At 67.3% G+C, this 17,471-nt stretch carries 15 protein-coding genes; 7 read left to right on the forward strand and 8 right to left on the reverse strand.

The features are described 5' to 3' along the window. Window positions 1–3: 3 nt before the first annotated feature. The 6 genes from K5K93_RS16740 (at window position 4) to K5K93_RS16765 (ending at window position 9,715) form a co-directional block, all read left to right on the forward strand. Window positions 4–2,067 (forward strand): TonB-dependent copper receptor, encoded by a 2,064-nt coding sequence (locus tag K5K93_RS16740; protein ID WP_222388465.1) that lies wholly within the window; start codon window positions 4–6, stop codon window positions 2,065–2,067. 318 nt (window positions 2,068–2,385) lie between these two features. Beyond that, window positions 2,386–3,492 (forward strand): efflux RND transporter periplasmic adaptor subunit, encoded by a 1,107-nt coding sequence (locus K5K93_RS16745; RefSeq protein ID WP_222388466.1) that lies wholly within the window; start codon window positions 2,386–2,388, stop codon window positions 3,490–3,492. Further along, window positions 3,489–6,614, forward strand: a complete 3,126-nt coding sequence (locus tag K5K93_RS16750) for an efflux RND transporter permease subunit (RefSeq protein WP_222388467.1) — start codon at window positions 3,489–3,491, stop codon at window positions 6,612–6,614. The genes K5K93_RS16745 and K5K93_RS16750 overlap by 4 nt, the downstream gene beginning before the upstream one ends. Further along, a complete protein-coding gene (locus K5K93_RS16755; RefSeq protein WP_025874266.1) occupies window positions 6,607–7,146 on the forward strand; it encodes a GNAT family protein in 540 nt (179 codons plus the stop codon). Before K5K93_RS16750 ends, K5K93_RS16755 begins: the two co-directional genes overlap by 8 nt. Window positions 7,147–7,371: 225 nt before the next feature. Then, a complete protein-coding gene (locus K5K93_RS16760) occupies window positions 7,372–8,889 on the forward strand; it encodes an alanine/glycine:cation symporter family protein (RefSeq protein WP_093818774.1) in 1,518 nt (505 codons plus the stop codon). After that, on the forward strand, window positions 8,882–9,715 hold the full coding sequence (locus K5K93_RS16765) for a TrmH family RNA methyltransferase (RefSeq protein WP_093818773.1): 834 nt from the start codon (window positions 8,882–8,884) through the stop codon (window positions 9,713–9,715). The genes K5K93_RS16760 and K5K93_RS16765 overlap by 8 nt, the downstream gene beginning before the upstream one ends. A 139-nt stretch (window positions 9,716–9,854) precedes the next feature. Here K5K93_RS16765 and K5K93_RS16770 read toward each other — a convergent pair whose 3' ends face one another. The 4 genes from K5K93_RS16770 to K5K93_RS16785 form a co-directional block, all read right to left on the reverse strand. Beyond that, complete coding sequence (locus K5K93_RS16770; RefSeq protein ID WP_222388468.1) at window positions 9,855–11,276, reverse strand: M28 family peptidase; 1,422 nt, start codon at window positions 11,274–11,276, stop codon at window positions 9,855–9,857. Between the two features lie 188 nt (window positions 11,277–11,464). Continuing rightward, the gene (mscL, locus tag K5K93_RS16775; protein ID WP_033831860.1) at window positions 11,465–11,869 is read right to left on the reverse strand and encodes a large-conductance mechanosensitive channel protein MscL; all 405 of its coding nucleotides are present in this window, start codon (window positions 11,867–11,869) and stop codon (window positions 11,465–11,467) included. Window positions 11,870–11,925: 56 nt separating this feature from the next. Then, complete coding sequence (locus K5K93_RS16780) at window positions 11,926–12,642, reverse strand: fumarylacetoacetate hydrolase family protein (RefSeq protein WP_025874273.1); 717 nt, start codon at window positions 12,640–12,642, stop codon at window positions 11,926–11,928. Window positions 12,643–12,712: 70 nt separating this feature from the next. Next, the gene (locus K5K93_RS16785; RefSeq protein ID WP_025874274.1) at window positions 12,713–12,994 is read right to left on the reverse strand and encodes a hypothetical protein; all 282 of its coding nucleotides are present in this window, start codon (window positions 12,992–12,994) and stop codon (window positions 12,713–12,715) included. 178 nt (window positions 12,995–13,172) lie between these two features. On the opposite strand from K5K93_RS16785, the gene K5K93_RS16790 reads away from it, so the two are divergent. Continuing rightward, entirely contained in the window at window positions 13,173–13,508 is a 336-nt protein-coding gene (locus K5K93_RS16790; RefSeq protein WP_049469607.1) for a Rieske (2Fe-2S) protein, read from the forward strand. Between the two features lie 218 nt (window positions 13,509–13,726). Here K5K93_RS16790 and K5K93_RS16795 read toward each other — a convergent pair whose 3' ends face one another. The 4 genes from K5K93_RS16795 to thiS all read right to left on the reverse strand — a co-directional run bounded on the left by K5K93_RS16795 (window position 13,727) and on the right by thiS (window position 17,463). Then, entirely contained in the window at window positions 13,727–15,574 is a 1,848-nt protein-coding gene (locus K5K93_RS16795) for an SLC13 family permease (RefSeq protein WP_025874276.1), read from the reverse strand. 27 nt (window positions 15,575–15,601) lie between these two features. Continuing rightward, a complete protein-coding gene (trmB, locus tag K5K93_RS16800) occupies window positions 15,602–16,336 on the reverse strand; it encodes a tRNA (guanosine(46)-N7)-methyltransferase TrmB (protein WP_025874277.1) in 735 nt (244 codons plus the stop codon). Continuing rightward, window positions 16,336–17,130, reverse strand: a complete 795-nt coding sequence (locus K5K93_RS16805; protein ID WP_222388469.1) for a thiazole synthase — start codon at window positions 17,128–17,130, stop codon at window positions 16,336–16,338. Before K5K93_RS16805 ends, trmB begins: the two co-directional genes overlap by 1 nt. Before the next feature lie 132 nt (window positions 17,131–17,262). After that, window positions 17,263–17,463 (reverse strand): sulfur carrier protein ThiS, encoded by a 201-nt coding sequence (thiS, locus tag K5K93_RS16810; RefSeq protein WP_222388470.1) that lies wholly within the window; start codon window positions 17,461–17,463, stop codon window positions 17,263–17,265. Window positions 17,464–17,471 lie beyond the last annotated feature (8 nt).

Genomic DNA, 17,471 nt, shown 5'->3' on the forward strand with positions numbered 1-17,471 from the left:
TCCATGAAAATGACTTTCCCCGCCGCGGGCGCCCGTGCGCGCCTGCCGTTTGCGCTTGGTGCTGCCCTGGCTGCCCCCTTCGCCCATGCCACGCCCGCTGAAGAAGCGCGGACGCTGGATACGCTGGTGGTCACCGCCGCCGCGCCGTCCTCGCCGCTGCATTGGGTGACCGATCCGCGCCTGCCGCGGCAGCCTGTGCCAGCCAGCGATGGCGCCGATTACCTGAAGACCGTTCCCGGCTTCTCCGCCATCCGCAACGGCGGCACCAACGGCGACCCGGTGCTGCGTGGCATGTTCGGTTCGCGCCTGAACATCCTCAGCAACGATGGCAATCTGATTGGCGCGTGTCCCTCGCGCATGGACAACCCGCTGTCCTACATATCGCCGGAGAGCTTTGACCGGCTGACCATCATCAAGGGCCCGCAGAGCGTGCGCTGGGGCGCCGGTGCCTCTGCGGGCACCGTGCGTTTCGAGCGTGATACCCCGCGTTTCGATGCACCCGGGCTGCGTGCCGATGCCAGTGCGCTGGTCGGCTCACGCAACCGCAACGACCAGGTGCTGGACCTGACCCTGGGCAATCCAACGGGCTACGTGCGTGCCAGCGGCAATCGCTCCGAAGCCGATGACTACAAGGACGGCAACGGCGATGTGGTTCCGTCGAAATGGCGCAAGTGGAGTGGCGACGTAGCGGTGGGTTGGACGCCTGACGCCGATACCCTGTTGGAGGTCTCCGCCGGTGCCGGCGATGCGATCGCGCGCTACGCGGGGCGCGGCATGGATGGTGCCGCGTTCGAACGCACCAGTTACGCCGCACGCTTCGAGAAGCGCAATCTGCCCGGGGCGTGGGACACGCTGCAGGCGAACGTGTACTACAACGAAGCCGACCACGTGATGGACAACTACACGCTGCGCACGCCGAACCCACACAGCATGATGCCGATGCCGATGGCGTCGAACGTGGATCGCCGCACGCAGGGTGGGCGCATCAGCGCCGAATGGCGCTGGCAGGACGTGCAGCTGGTGGCCGGCGTCGACGGCGAAGACAGCCGGCATCGCGGCCGCATGGGCATGGGGCGCGATACCTACAAGCAGGCGGACTGGAACACCGACGCCGATTTCCGCCGCTATGGTGCATTCACCGAACTGACCCTCGGCGTGGACACCGGGCAACGTTGGATCGGCGGGCTGCGCATCGATCGTGCCAGCGTGCGCGATGCGCGTGCCGACATCGGCGGCATGATGATGGCCATGCCCAATCCCACCGCCGGCCAGCGCCGCAGGGAATGGCTGGGCAGTGGTTTCCTGCGCTACGAACAGGACCTTGCCGACGGCCTGACCTGGTATGCCGGGCTGGGCCACAGCCAGCGCATGCCCGACTACTGGGAACTGTTCTCGCCCGATCAGGGGCCGGCAGGTGCGGTGAACGCGTTCGCTGGCATCCAGCCCGAGCGCACCACCCAGCTCGACGTCGGCCTGCAATACAACGGCCCGCGCGTGCAGGCCTGGGTCTCGGCCTATGCGGGGCAGATCCAGGACTACATCCTGTTCACCTATCGCGGCAGCGGCATGATGGGCATGAGCCAGGCTGACAATACGCAGGCACGCATCGCCGGTGCCGAGGCCGGCCTGCAGCTGCGACTGGACGAGCAATGGAAGCTGGGGGGCACCCTGGCCTATGCCTGGGGCGAGAACCGCGATCAGCATCGACCGTTGCCGCAGATGCCGCCGCTGGAAGCACGCCTGAGCGCTGACTGGGAAGGCCAGCGCTGGAGTGCCGGTGCGCTGGTGCGCGCGGTCACCCATCAGCATCGGGTCGCGGACGGGCAGGGCAACGTGGTCGCGCAGGACCTCGGGCCGAGCAGCGGCTTTGCCACGCTGGCGCTCAACGCGGCCTATCGCTTCAGTTCGCAGCTGCAGCTCAGCGCCGGTGTCGACAACCTGTTCGACCGTGCCTACAGCGAGCATCTGAACCTGGCCGGCAGCGCCGACTTCGGCTTCCCCGCTGACCCGGTGCGCATCAACGAGCCCGGCCGCAGCCTGTGGATGAAGGTGAACTACCGGTATTGATCCGCCTGGCATGGCCCGGCGCTACCCATGCGTCGGGCAAAGAAGGCCTGCGTCAAAAGAAAACGGGGTCGGATCCCCGCCAGGTTCCGACCCCGCCCGGCGCCCTCGGCCGGGCCCCTCGACTGTACGACGGCATCGCAGGTCATGGCGCGCCGGGATACATCCCGACATACACCGACACCGTGCTGCGGACCCCCTGCATGGAATGGGCACACGGCGCTATCGCAGCACCGCTTTCACGCCAGTAAACGCTTGGCACATACCGCTTCTGCGGGGCCTTGCCTACACTCGGCGGCCGTGTACCACTCAGGACGCTTCATGTTGGCTCGTATCGCTTCGACCCTGGCCCTTGGCCTCAGCCTGGCCGTGCTGGCCGGGTGCGCAGGCAAACAGGAGGCCGCCGCGCGTCGGCAGGGCGAAGCCGTGCCGGTCACCGCGCAGGTCGTGCAGGCGGTGCAGTGGAACGACACGCTGCAGGCGCTGGGCACGGCCAAGGCGCGCGAGTCGATCAGCGTGACCGCCAAGGTGAGCGAGATCGTCGAGCGCGTGCACTTTGAAAGTGGCCAGCAGGTCGCCGCCGGTGCGCCCCTCGTGACACTGCGCGGGCAGGCCCAGGAGGCCGCATTGGTGCAGGCGCAGGCGACCTTCCGCGAAGCCGACCAGCTGTACAGGCGCCAGCGCGAACTGGCGGCACAGCGGTTGGTATCCAGTGCGACCCTGGACACGCAGAAGTCGATCCGCGACGCCGCCGAAGCGCGGGTGGCACAGATGCAGTCGGACATCGGCGACCGTCGCGTGCGCGCGCCGTTCGCCGGCGTCCTAGGCATCCGCCAGATCAGCCCGGGCACGCTGCTGACGCCGACCACGGTGATCGCCACCCTCGACGACGTCGAGCGCATGCACGTCGATTTCCAGGTGCCGGAAGTGGAACTGGCGTCGCTGACCACCGGCGACAAGGTGCAGGCCACCAGCGTGGCCTGGCCGGGCCGCACCTTCGAGGGCGAGGTCAGCACCATCGATGCACGCATCGACCCGGCCACCCGTGCGGTGACCGTGCGTGCCGACTTCGCCAATGGCGACCATGCGCTGCGGCCGGGCATGCTGCTCGACGTGCGCCTATTCCATCCTGATCGACCGGCCTTGGTAGTGCCGGAAATCGCGGTGGTGCAGGTCGGTCGCGACAGCTTCATGTACCGCATCAAGGCCGATGACACCGTCGAACGCGTGGACGTGGTCACCGGTGCACGCCGCGCCGGCGTGGTCGAGATCAAGCAGGGCCTGCAGGCAGACCAGCGCATCGTGGTGGACGGTACCGGCAAGCTGCGGGCGGGCCTGAAGGTGGCAGCCTCCGACGCCGCGCCCGCCAGCGGCGCGCAGCCGGCCCCCGCCGAAGCACCTGCAGCCGCCGAGGGCCACGGCGGATGAAGCTGTCCGACATCTCCATCCAGCGGCCGGTGTTTGCCGTGGTGATGAGCCTGTTGCTGCTGGTGCTGGGCGTGATGTCCTTCACCCGGTTGACGCTGCGCGAACTGCCGGCCATCGATCCGCCGATCGTTTCGGTCTCGGTGGATTACACCGGCGCCTCGGCAGCGGTCATCGAGAGCCGCATCACCCAGGTGCTGGAAGACGCGCTGGCCGGCATCGAAGGCATCGATACGATCAACGCGCGCAGCACCAACGGCCGCTCGCAGGTCAGCATCGAATTCACCTCCAACCGTGATATCGAAGCGGCGGCCAACGACGTGCGCGACGCGGTCAGCCGCGTGGCCGACCGCATGCCCGAGGAGGCACGGCCACCGGAGATCGCCAAGGTCGAGAGCGATGCCGATCCGATCATCTGGTTCAACATGGTCTCCTCGACCATGGACACGCTGGAACTGAGCGACTACGCCGACCGCTACGTGGTCGACCGCTTCTCCAGCCTCGATGGCGTGGCCCAGGTCCGCATCGGTGGCCGCCAGCGCTATGCGATGCGCATCTGGCTGGACCGCGACCAGCTGGCCGCGCGTGGGCTGACCACCGGCGATGTGGAAACCGCGTTGCGCAACGAGAACGTGGAACTGCCGGCCGGCCGCATCGAATCCACCGATCGCGATTTCACCCTGCGCGTGGAGCGCAACTACATCAAGCCGGAAGACTTCGCGACCATCCCGCTGGGCAAGGGCAGTGATGGCTACGTGGTGCGCATGGGCGATGTGGCGAAGATCGAGCTGGCCTCGGCCGAGCGTCGCGCCTACTACCGCAGCAACGGCGAGCCCGGCATCGGCCTGGGCATCGTCAAGACCTCCACTGCCAATTCACTGGATGTAGCACGCACCGCGCGCGCCGAGGCCGAACGCGTCGCGCTGACCCTGCCCAAGGGCACGCAGATCTTCGTTGCCTTCGACAACACCACCTTCATCGAGGCTGCCGTCGACCGCGTGTACGCCACCCTGGTGGAGGCGATGATCCTGGTGCTGGCGGTGATCTGGCTGTTCCTCGGCAGCTTCCGCGCGGCGTTGATTCCTGCGGTCACCGTACCGGTGTGCCTGGTGGCGGCGTTCATCGCGCTGTACGCGTTCGACTTCTCGATCAACCTGCTGACCCTGCTGGCGCTGGTGCTGTGCATCGGCCTGGTGGTGGATGACGCGATCGTGGTGGTGGAAAACGTGCAGCGCCGCATCGACCTGGGCGAACCGCCGCTGGTGGCGTCCAAGCGGGGCACCGCGCAGGTGGCGTTCGCGGTGATCGCCACCACCGCCGTGCTGGTGGCGGTATTCCTGCCGGTCGGCTTCCTGGAAGGCAATACCGGGCGCCTGTTCCGTGAACTGGCGGTCGCCCTGGCCGCCGCTGTCGCGCTGTCGGCGTTCGTCGCGCTGACGCTGACGCCGATGATGGCCTCCAAGCTGCTCAAGCCGCATACCGGGCAGGCACCGCGCGGGCTGCACGGCTTCATCAACCGCAATCTGGAACGCCTGGCCGGCGCCTATGGGCGCGTGCTCGATCATCATGTTGATCGCACGTGGATCTATTTGCTGGTGATGGCCGCTGCGTTGGCGGCCAGCTGGCTGCTGATCAAAGTGCTGCCTTCGGAATTGGCCCCGGCCGAAGACCGTGGTTCGTTCCAGATCATGATCGACGGCCCGGAAGGCGCCGGCTACGACTACACCGTGCAGCAGGTGCAGCAGGTCGAAGCGCTGCTGGCACCGCACGTGGGTGCAGACAAGCCGATCGTGCGCGCCAACCCGCGCGTGCCCGGCGGCTGGGGCGCGAGCGAAGAGATGCATACCGGCCGCGTCAGCGTGTTCCTGCAGCCGTGGCGCCAGCGCAGCGAAGGCACGCCGGAAGTCGCCAACGAACTGCAGAAGGAACTGGACACCATCCGTGGCGTGCGCGTGCGTACCCAGGTCGGTGGCGGCCTGGTGCGCAGTGGCGGGCAGCCGTTCCAGATCGTGCTGGGCGGCCCGGAGTACGCCGAGATCGCGCAGTGGCGCGACCGCATCCTGCTGCGCATGGCCGACAACCCCGGCCTGGTCGGCCCGGACTCGGACTACAAGGAGACCCGCCCGCAGATGCGGGTGAACATCGACCGCCAGCGTGCGGCCGACCTCGGCGTGCCGGTCACCGCGATTGGTTCGGCGCTGGAAACGATGATGGGCTCGCGCCGCGTCACCACCTTCGTCGACAACGGCGAGGAGTACGACGTGCTGGTGCAGGCCGGCCGTGATGGCCGCGCCAGCCCCGCCGACCTTGCCGCTATCCGCGTGCGTGCCACCTCTGGCGAACTGGTGCCGTTGTCCAACCTGGTCACGCTGAGCGAAGTGGCCGAGGCCGGGACCCTGAACCGCTTCAACCGTCTGCGCTCGATCACCATCAATGCCGGCCTGGCACCGGGTTATCCGCTGGGCGAGGCCATCGCCTGGGCCCAGCAGGTGACCGGCGAAGAGCTGCCGCAGTACGCACAGGTGAACTGGAAGGGTGAATCGCGCGAGTACCAGAGTGCGGGCGGCGCGGTGCTGCTGACCTTCGCCATGGCCCTGCTGGTGGTGTACCTGGTGCTGGCCGCGCAGTTCGAGAGCTTCATCCATCCGCTGACGATCATGCTGACCGTACCGCTGGGCGTGCTCGGTGCGCTGGTGGGCCTGTGGCTGAGTGGCGGCACGGTGAACCTGTTCAGCCAGATCGGCATCGTCATGCTGGTCGGCCTGGCGGCCAAGAACGGCATCCTGATCGTCGAATTCGCCAACCAGCTGCGCGACGATGGCCGCAGCGTGCGCGAAGCGATCATCGAATCGGCGATGGTGCGCCTGCGTCCGATCCTGATGACCTCGATCGCCACCGTGGTTGGCGCCATTCCGCTGGTGGTGGCCGGTGGCCCGGGCTCGGCCAGCCGTGGCACCATCGGCATCGTGATCATCTTCGGCGTCACCCTGTCCACCTTCCTGTCGCTGTTCGTGGTGCCGGCGTTCTACGCGCGGCTGGCCCCGTACACCCGCTCGCCGGAGGCGGTGAAACGCGAGCTGGAGAAGCAGGAGGCCGACTCGCCGTCGGTGGGTGGTCATGCCTGAGCCGGCGCGGATCCTGCACGGCGCAGGCTTCCTGCTGCGCCCCTGGCGCAGTGATGACCTGCAGTCGCTGCTGCATCACGCCAACGACGCGGACGTCTCGCGTGGGCTGCGTGACCGCTTCCCGTATCCGTATACCCGCGAGGATGGCGAAGCCTTCCTGGGCGGGCGCGTACTGGCCCCAGGCACCCTGAACCTGGCCATCGAGATAGAGGGCCAGGCCTGTGGCAGCGTTGGCGCCCAGCAGGGCGTGGCCGAGCGCGGGCATACCGCGGAACTGGGCTACTGGCTCGGCCAGGCTCATTGGGGACAGGGTCTGATGACCGCTGTGGTCGGCCTGTTCGCGCCCTGGGTGATGGATGAGCTTGGCCTGTTCAGGCTGCAGGCCACGGTGGTCGACTTCAACCTGGGCTCGGCCCGGGTACTGGAAAAGAACGGTTTCCAGGAGGAGGGCGTGGAGCGCTGCGCCGTCTACAAGCGCGGCGTCCTGCATGACCTGCGCCGCTTCGCCCGGGTACGCAGGCAGCTTCCGTAACAGGCCGCCGGGCACGGCCCGGCGCTACCGTGGGGGCACGGTCATTGCCGGTCGCCGGGCATGGCCCGGCGCTACCCGTGGTGCGGCCGGCATACCCGGTAGCGCCGGGCCATGCCCGGCGGATCCCTTCCGGCGCTATCGCAGCGACCTTCGATCAGGGAGAATCGACCGGTCCCTTCCAGCCGACGGGACGTCCTCACAACCCGCCGACTGGAGAGAGCGCGCGTGGAAGCTACCGTACATTTCATCAACAGCATCATCTGGAGCAAGGCGCTGATCTTCATGTGCCTGGCCGCCGGCCTGTTCTTCAGCCTGCGCACCCGCTTCATGCAGATCCGTGGTTTCGTCGAGATGTGCCGCCTCACCGTGTCCGGTGAGAAGTCCGACGCCGGCGTGTCCTCGTTCCAGGCCCTGGCCATGTCGATGGCCGGCCGCATGGGCATCGGCAACATCGCCGGCGTGGCCACCGCCATCGCCTTCGGCGGCCCCGGCGCGATCTTCTGGATGTGGGTGATGGGCTTCCTCGGCGCCTCCACCTCGTATGTGGAATGCACCCTGGCGCAGATCTACAAGACCAAGGATGCCGAAGGCCGCTACCGCGGTGGCCCGGCCTATTACATCGAAAAAGCGATGGGCCTGAAGTGGTATGCCATGGCCTTCGCCATCGCCACGATCATCGCCGCCGGCTTCCTGATGCCCGGCGTGCAGGCCAACGCGATCGCCGACAGCGTCATCAACGCCTGCCGTGGTACCGCGCTGTGCGGTCCGCTCGATGGCCAGGCCTTCGGCATGGAATCGGCGCAGGCGCTGAAGCTGGGCATCGGCATCGTCGTCGCCCTGCTGCTGGGCGTGGTGATCTTCGGTGGCGTCAAGCGCATCGCCAACTTCGCCGAAGTGGTGGTGCCGTTCATGGCCGCCGGCTTCATCCTGACGGCCATCGTCATCATGATCATCAACTACGATCGCGTGCCGGAGATGTTCGGCATCATCTTCAAGAGCGCCTTTGGTACCCACGCCGCGTTCGGCGCGATGATGGGCCTGGCGGTGGAGTGGGGTATCAAGCGTGGCATCTACGCCAACGAGGCCGGCCAGGGCTCGGGTCCGCACGCTGCGGCGGCCTCGGAGGTCTCGCACCCCGCCAAGCAGGGTTACGTGCAGGCGTTTGCCATCTACTTCGACACCATGATGGTGTGCACCGCCACCGCCTTCCTGATCCTGGCCAGCGGCACCTACAACGTGTATTCGCCGGTTGCCGGCGCGGCGCCGATCTTCCAGGGCCTGGCTGGCATTCCCGAAGGTGCGGGCTACGCGCAGGCGGGTGTGGAAGCGGTGCTGCCGGGCTGGGGCTCGGCCTTCGTGTCGGTGGCGATCTTCTTCTTCGCCTTCACCACGATCATGGCCTATTACTACATGGCCGAAACCAACCTGACCTACGTCAACCACAACAAGCGCCGGCCGCTCACCGTGCTGCTGCTGCGCCTGGGCATCATCGGCATGGTGGTGTTCGGTGCCTTCCACAACGCCACCCTGGCCTGGGCGCTGGGTGATATCGGCGTGGGCCTGATGGCCTGGCTGAACATCATCGCCATCCTCATCGTGCAGAAGCCGGCCATGCTGGCCCTGCGTGATTACGAACGACAGAAGAAGCTCGGTCTCGACCCGATCTTCGACCCCGATGCCCTGGGCATCAAGAACGCCGATTTCTGGCGTCAACGCAAGCTGGAGTTGTCCCGTAGTGAATGATCCCTGGAAGAATGCCCGCCGCCCGTCGTCGCGACCGCCGCGGGCCACCCCGCTGCCACCGCGTGAGGGCGGCACCCCGCCACCGCCGGGGCGTGGCAACGACGAACTGCGCCTGTATGGCTGGAACGCGGTGCAGGCGCTGTTCGCCAAGCGTCCGCAGGCGCTGCGCAAGCTGTACCTGGTGGAATCGCTGATTCCGCGCATGCAGCCGGTGCTGAAGTGGTGCGTGGCCAACCGCGTGGGCTATCGCGTGGTGGAGGAAGGCGACCTCAACAAGCTGGCTGCCACCACCCACCATGAAGGCCTGGTGGCCGACGTGCTGCGCGCGCCGGTGTTGCCGCTGGCGCAATGGCTGGCCGGCCTGGGCGAAGGCCCGGCGCTGGCACTGTGGCTGGATGGCGTCGGTAATCCGCACAACTTCGGTGCGATCCTGCGCTCTGCCGCGCATTTCGGCGCCAAGGCGCTGCTGCTGCCGGCCAGCAGTACGCTGGCGCTGTCCGGCGCGGCCGCACGCGTGGCCGAGGGCGGCGCAGAGTCGGTGCCGCTGGTGCAGCTGCCGGAGGATGCAGAAGCGATGGCGCAGCTGCGCGCGGCCGGTTTCGGCCTTGCCGCGACCTTGGTCGAGGGTGGCGATGACGTGTTCCGCGCGTCGTTGCCGGCCCGCCTGGTCTACGTGATGGGCGCGGAAAGCGACGGCATGGATCGCGGCCTGGCCAGCCAGTGTGACCAGCAGCTGTCGATTCCCGGCAGTGGCGCGGTTGAAAGCCTGAATGTCGCTTCCGCCACGGCCGTGTTGCTGGCGCAGTGGGCCAGCCAGCGCGGCTGAGCCGTGCAGGGGTGCGAACCTTGGTTCGCACCCGGCTTGCCGCCGCGCTCGCCGGGCATGGCCCGGCGCTACCAATGCGGGATCTACCCTGGTGGATGCGGACCTGGGTCCGCACCGTTCCTGCCGCGCCGTTGCTGCGTCACTCGTTCGGCGGCGTGGTCGCCTTGGCTTCACTGCCGAAACTGCCATCGGCTTCGGCGGCCAGGTACGCAAACACAGTGTAGGCCGCCACGTTCTGGGCCAGCGCCTTCGGGTCGATCTTGTCGAGGGTGTCGTCGGCGGTGTGGTGCAGGTGGAAGTAATCCGAGCCATCCTGCGCCAGCCACGCCCATGCGCCACCCTTTGCGGCCAGCGGACCGACATCCGGCCCTGGGCCACCCTTGTCGGCGGCGTACTCGATGCCCAGCGGCTTCATCACTTCGGCAATCTGCTTCGTCGCTTCGCGCGAGCCTTCCGGGTTCGGCGAACCGGTGTTGAAGGCGTAGATGCGGCCAGCACCGAAATCGCTCTCGGCGGCCAGCTGGTGCAGGGCTACGTCCTTGGCGTGCGCCTCGGCGTAGGCCTTGCCGCCATACAGGCCCTGCTCTTCGTTGGCGAAGGCGACCACGCGGATGGTGCGCTTCGGCGCCTGCTTCAGCTGGCCGATCAGATGACCGGCGGCCATGGTGATGCCCACGCCTGCGCCGTCATCGACCGCGCCGGTGCCCAGGTCCCACGAGTCCAGGTGTCCACCGATCACCACCACTTCCTTCGGCAGCGTGCGGCCGGTGATCTCACCGATCACGTTGTACGAGGTCGCGGTGCCATCCCAACCGCAGTCCAGTGCGACCTTCACCGTGGTTGCGCCACGGGCAAGCAGGCGCGCCAGCTGGTCGGCGTCGGGCACCGACAGCGCCGCCGACGGCACCGGGGTCAGGCCGTCATCGAAGCGGGTGATGCCGGTGTGCGGCACGCGGTGCGAATCGGTACCGGCCGAGCGCATCAGGAAACCGATCGCGCCCTTGCGGATGGCCTCGGACGGGCCCTTGCTGCGGATCGCGCCGCCACGGCCATAGTCGCGGCCATCGCGGAACGGCAGCATCTGGTAATCGACGAAGGCGATCTTGCCCTTCAGCGAACCCGCCGGTGCGGCCTGCAGCGCGGCCAGATCGGCAAACCGCACCACCTCGGCTTCGACCGTACCACCCGGGCTGCCACCCAGCGCGGTGATCTGCAGCGGTTGCGGGTTCCTGCCGGTCACGGCGGCGTGCTCGCTGCGGCGCTCCCATTTCGGGAAGGTCACCGGTTCCTTCCACACCTTGTCAAAACCCAGTGCCTTGAACTTGGCTTCGGCCCAGGCCACGGCACGGGCGTCGGCCTCGCTGCCGGCGATGCGAGGGCCGATCTCGGTGGTCAACGATTCGACCACCTTCCAGCCGGTGTCATCGGCCAGCGCCTGGTCGCGCAGCTGCGCGGCGGTGGCCAGCGAAGCCGGCGGCAGGGTGGTGGCATGCGGCGCCGCGAAGGCCGGCGCGGCCAGCAGGGCGAGGGAGGATGCGATGGCAAGGACGCGGCGACGCATGGACAGCTCCGGGAAGGGTGTAAGCCTTGGAGCTTAACAGTCGTTCAGCGCCGCGCATGGGCGGGAGGTCATGGCCGGCGCGGATGCTGTTTTCCGCCAGATGCAGCAAAGCGAAAGCCCCGCCGGGGCAGGGCTTTCGCAGGGCGGCGTTCACCGTTTCCGCCGGGCATGGCCCGGCGCTACCCACCTTATTTCTTCAGGCTGTCGCGGATCTCGCGCAGCAGCACCACTTCCTCGGCCGGCGCTGCCGGAGCGGCTTCCTTCTTGCGCGACAGGCGGTTGATCACCTTGATCACCAGGAAGATGGCGAAGGCCACGATCACGAACTGGATCAGCGTGTTGATGAAATCACCGTAGCCGATCACCACGGCCGGGATTTCCTTGCCATCAGGCCCGATGCTGGCCGGCGACAGCGTCCACGCCAGGTGCGAGAAATCCACCCGGCCAATGAGGTAGCCCAGCGGCGGCATGATGATCTTCTCCACCAGCGCGGTGACGATCTTGCCGAAGGCAGCGCCAATCACCACGCCGACGGCGAGGTCGATGACGTTGCCGCGCATCGCGAATTCCTTGAACTCGGTGAGCATTCCCATTGTTGTTTTTCTCCTGAGGGCGAGAGGGGACAGCGCGAAGGGTAGCGCAGGTGATGTCAGCCGGCGATCACGCCGTGGCGTTCGGCCACGTTCTCAAGGCGTGCACTGAAACGGTCGCCGGGCTTCAGTGCGGCCACGCCGGACGGCGTGCCCATGAACACCAGGTCGCCGGCGCGCAGCTGCCACAGCTTGGACAGCTCGTGCAGGATCTCCGGCACGTTCCAGATCATCTGGTCGAGCAGGGACTGCTGGCGGACTTCGCCATTGATCTCCAGCGACAGATTGAGCGCGGCCAGATCGCCGACTTCACCGGCGTGCACGATCTCGCTGATCGGTGCAGAGGCATCGAAACCCTTGGCCGAATCCCACGGGTGGCCCTTCTCCTTGGCGGCCGCCTGCAGGTCGCGGCGGGTCAGGTCCAGGCCCACGGCATAGCCATAAACCAGGGCCTCGGCGTCGGCCACGGCCAGCACGCCGGTGGGCGCGTCACGGCCGATCGCCACCACCAGTTCCACCTCGTGATGCAGGTTGCTGGTGGCAGGCGGGTAGGGGATCACATCGTCGTGGCCGACCACGATGGCGTCGGCCGGCTTGGTGAAGAACATCGGGCGGCCGCGATCATCTGCGGCGGGCACGGCAGCACCCATCTCACGCGCGTGGTCGGCGAAGTTGCGGCCGACGCAGTAGATGCGGTGCACGGGAAAGCTGCCGCCGCCAACCACCGGTACACGCGGCGTGGCTGCAGCAGGGATCACATCGGAGACATCGGACATGCGGGCATCCAGGAAGGGAGTGCCCGCAGTCTAGAACGCAGCAAGGCCCGCCGTCAGCGGGCAGCGTCGATCAGCGCGAGGACGGCAGCGCCGACTTGCGCACCACGTGGTACTCGCCCTCGACCACGTTCGGGTCGACCGGGCGGCTCGGGCCGGGCTTGCGCGAAGCCAGCAGCTTCCACGCCAGGCCCACCAGGATCATGGCTGCACCGACGAATACGCCGATGAACACCATCGCGGCCAGGATCGCCAGGCCGAGCAGGCCCACGGCAACGCGCACCAGCGGATGGCGCGGCTTGCGCGGGGCAAACAGGGTGCGGAACTGGTTGAAGGCGAAATCGCGATTGAACATGGTGGCTCGATAGGCTGGAAATCAGCGAGCCATGAGTATCGGCAGCTGCCACTGTCATTGAGTGAAAAACTCGTTAAATATAGCCTTGGCTTATTACGGATCAATGACTTGTGTTCATGTCGCAGCTAGTCACATGACCAGGCATGCGACAATGCGCGATTCCGTAGGAGCCTTCGCCATGACTGCCGCTGTTGCCCTGATCACCCTGGATGCCATTGCCGATGGTGCGTTTGCCGAGGTTGAAGCGGTGGTTGATGGCGATGCCGAGTCGCTGCTGCTGTACCGCGACGGTGAACAGGTGCGCGCGTTCCTGAACATCTGCCCGCACGCGGGCCGGCGCCTGGATTGGGCGCCCGGCCAGTTCCTGAAGAGCCGAGAAGGCCACCTGGTCTGCGCCGCCCACGGCGCCTCGTTCGCGCTGGACAGTGGCGACTGCATCGCCGGCCCCTGCAAGGGCGACCGCCTGCGCGCAGTGCCGGTGGATGTGCGGGATGGGCAGGTCTACCTGGCCTGAGGCATCGGTGTGCGGACCAACGGTCCGCACCCACCAAGTTCAGAACCCACCAAGTTCAGCCCCCCCCACATCAGCGAAACATCCAGGAATCCATCCACGCATGGCGTGGATCTACCGTGTCGACCAAGGTCGACACCCACCTCGTCATCCCAAGGAATGCAGGCCGTTGCCGTTGCCTCTGCGGGTGCAGGGCGCAGCCCTGCCAACAAACCCAACCCTCAGAACATCAGGTTGATCATCACCACCACCACGCAGGTGTAGATCAGTGACAGCGGGCCGCCGACCCGCCACATCTCGCGCGGGGTGTAGTTGGCCGGGCCGGTGATCATCGAAATCACCGGGTTCGACGCCGTCATCAGGTTGTTCGACGCCGACAGCGCCACGATCAGCGCGAACGCCGTGGGATTGCCGCCGGCCGCCAGCGCCAGGTTCACCGCGATCGGCACCATCACGATGGTCGCGCCCACATGGCTGATCACCAGCGAGAACACCGTGGTCAGCAGCGCCAGCGCCAATTCCAGCACCCAGATCGGAATGCCGGTGGGCAGCTTGTCGATGGTGTGGCCGGCCACCCATGCCGCTGCGCCACTGGAATCCATCGCCCAGCCGAGCGGAATCAGCCCGGCCATCATGAACACCGTCTTCCAGTTGATCGAGGCATAGGCCTCGTCCATGCGCAGCACGCCGGTCAACAGCATCCCGGCCACGCCGGTCATCAGGGTCAGCGCCACCGGCAGTTTGCTGGTCAGCGCGATCAGGATGGTCAGGGCGAAGATCGCCATGGCGATCTTGAACTTGTGCGGGCGCTGCTCGCCGGTGGGGTAATCGGTGACCACCACGAAGTCGCGGCTCTTGGCGGCCTGCGCCAGGTCGGTCCAGATGCTGTGGAAGACCAGCATGTCGCCGGCGCGCAGCTGCACATCGCGCACATCCTCGCGGATCACCTGCTTGTCGCGGTTGATCGCCAGCAGGCTGATGCCGCGTTCCTTGCGCAGGCGCAGCTCGCCTGCGGTCTTGCCGATGACGCCGGAGGTCGGCGGCACCACCGCCTCGGAAATGCCGGCGCGGCTGGGATTGAACAGGTCGCCCAGGTGCTTCAGGCGCGAGGACATGCGCAGGAACTGGTTCTGCGCGAAATCGTGGATCTGCTGGCGCGGACCCATCGCACCGAGCACGCTGCCCACCCAGATGCGCATTTCCGCCGGCGGTGCCAGGCGGGTGTCATTGCCGGTCTTCAGTGCCAGCAGCAGTGGCGCGTCATGCAGGTTCTCGGCTTCGCCCAGGGTCATGCCGACCAGCGGGCTCTCGGCGGTGACCACCAGCTCGAACACGTCGCCTTCGATGCCGTAGGTCTTGGCGAAGTAGCTCTCGGTGCGGGCCGGCGTGGTGCCGTCGTTGACCAGGCTTTCCTCTTCCACCAGCTTGCGGTCGCCGTAGTAGCGGAAATACAGCAGCGAGGCGATCAGCAGGGCGATGCCGATCGGCAGCGGCGCGAACATGCGCAGCGGCTCGATGGTGGCCAGGCCGGAGGGCAGGTTGTTGTTGGCCGAGGCCAGCAGATCGTTCAGCAGGATCAGCGGCGAGTTGCCGACCATGGTCAGCGCGCCACCCATCACGATCGCCGCCGAGATCGGCAGCAGCAGGCGCTGCATGGTCAGCCCGGTGCGCGCGGCCAGGCGCGAGGCGACCGGCAGGTACAACGCCATCACCGACGGATTCTGCATGAAGGACGAGTTCAGGCCGGCGATGGCCGTGGTCATCATCAGCAGCCGCTGCTCCACGCCATGGCCGCGCCGCAGCAGCCAGGCTGCGAGGCGGTTCAACGCACCGGTGCGGTCCAGGCCCGCGCCGAGGATGGTGGTGGCGATGATGCTCATCACCGCGTTGCCGGAGAAGCCGCCGAAGATCTCCTCCGGCGCGATCAGGCCGGTCACGCCCAGCACCACCAGCACCACCAGCGCGACCACGTCGGCGCGGATGCGCTCGAACAGGAACATCGCCATTGTGAAGCCGACCAGCCCGAGCACGAGCTTCATGTCAGTGGTCAGCGTCAGCGCGGTATCCATGTGGGGCGCGGCGTCCTCAGGCGTTCATCAGGTGCGGTCGTACAACAGGTCCCAGACGCCATGGCCGAGCTTCTGGCCGCGGGTCTCGAAGTGGGTCTGCGGGCGCCAGTCCGGGCGCGGCACGCTGCCACGCGGGCCGGCGCGGTTGACCAGGCCGGGGGTGGCATCGAGCACGTCCCACATCTGCTCGGCGTAATCCTCCCAGTCGGTGGCACAGTGCAGGCGGCCACCGGGGCGCAGCTTGCGCACCAGCAGCTCGGCAAAACCAGGCTGGATCAGGCGACGCTTGTTGTGGCGCTTCTTGTGCCACGGGTCGGGGAAGTAGATGCGCACTTCGTCCAGCGCGCCATCGGCGATTTCCTTTTCCAGCACTTCCACCGCGTCGTGGTGGTACAGGCGCACGTGGTCGGCGTTGTCGTCGGCCAGCGCGTTCAGCAGGCGGCCTACACCAGGTGCGTGCACTTCCAGGCCGATGTAGTCGCGGCTGGGGTCCTGCTGTGCGGCGAAGCGCAGCGCGGCGCCGTTGCCGAAGCCGATTTCCAGCACCTTGTGCGCATCGCGGCCGAAGGTGGCATCCAGATCACGCGGTTCACCGCTGAAATCCAGGCCGAAACGCGGCCAGCGCTCGTCGAACGCGCGCTGCTGGGCCGGGGTGAAACGGCCCTGGCGCAGCACGAAACTGCGCACTTCACGGCGGCCTTCGTTGACCGTGAACGGCTTGGGCGGCGCCTTCGAACCGGCGCTGTCGAATGGATTGGTCATCAGCCGATCAACCCATCGGTCGGGGAGGACGCACTGGCATAGCGCTTGCGCGGAATGCGGCCGGCCAGGAACGCCTCGCGGCCGGCTTCCACGGCCTTGCGCATGGCGCTGGCCATCAGCACCGGGTTGCGCGCACCGGCGATGGCGGTGTTCATCAGCACGCCGTCGCAGCCCAGCTCCATCGCGATCGCCGCATCCGACGCGGTGCCCACGCCGGCGTCGACGATGATCGGCACCTTGGCGTCTTCGATGATCTGCAGCAGGTTGTACTTGTTCTGGATGCCCAGACCCGAGCCGATCGGCGCGGCCAGCGGCATCACCGCAGCGCAGCCGATCTCTTCCAGGCGCTTGGCCAGGATCGGGTCGTCGGAGGTATAGACCATCACCTCGAAACCGTCCTTGACCAGCTGCTCGGCGGCCTTGAGGGTCTGCACCACGTCCGGGTACAGCGACTTCTGGTCGCCCAGTACTTCCAGCTTGGTCAGGTTGTGGCCGTCCAGCAGTTCGCGGGCCAGGCGGCAGGTGCGCACGGCATCCTCGGCGGTGTAGCAGCCGGCGGTGTTGGGCAGGATGGTGTAACGGCCCGGCGGCAGCACGTCGAGCAGGTTCGGTTCGCCCGGGTTCTGGCCGATGTTGGTGCGGCGGATGGCCACGGTGACGATCCGGGCGCCTGCGGCCTCGGTGGCCAGGCGGGTTTCTTCCAGATCCTTGAACTTGCCGGTGCCGGTGAGCAGCCGCGAGCTGTAGGCCTTGCCGGCGATCACCAGCGAATCGGGGGAGACATGAGCGTTCATGACGCGATTATCGCTTATCCGCCCGAAGATGGGGTCGTCACTTCGACGCCGCCGGGCATGGCCCGGCGCTACCGGAACGGATGCGCAGGGTAGCGCCGGGCCATGCCCGGCGAGCGCGGAGCGCGGGATGCCTCAGCCGCCACCCAGGGCATGCACGATCTCCACCACATCGCCCTCGGCCAGCACATGCTCGGCATGAAGGCTGCGGCTGACGATCTCGCCGTTCACCTCCACCGCCACCCGGCGCTGCAACAGCTGCTCGGCCGCGAGCAGGTCCAGGAGGGTCGCCGAAGCGGGCAGGGTGCGGGGTTGGCCATTGAGCTGGATGTTCATGGGGCCAT

Origin of the sequence: Stenotrophomonas sp. DR822 (assembly GCF_019793815.1) — a bacterium.
GTDB lineage: Bacteria > Pseudomonadota > Gammaproteobacteria > Xanthomonadales > Xanthomonadaceae > Stenotrophomonas > Stenotrophomonas indicatrix.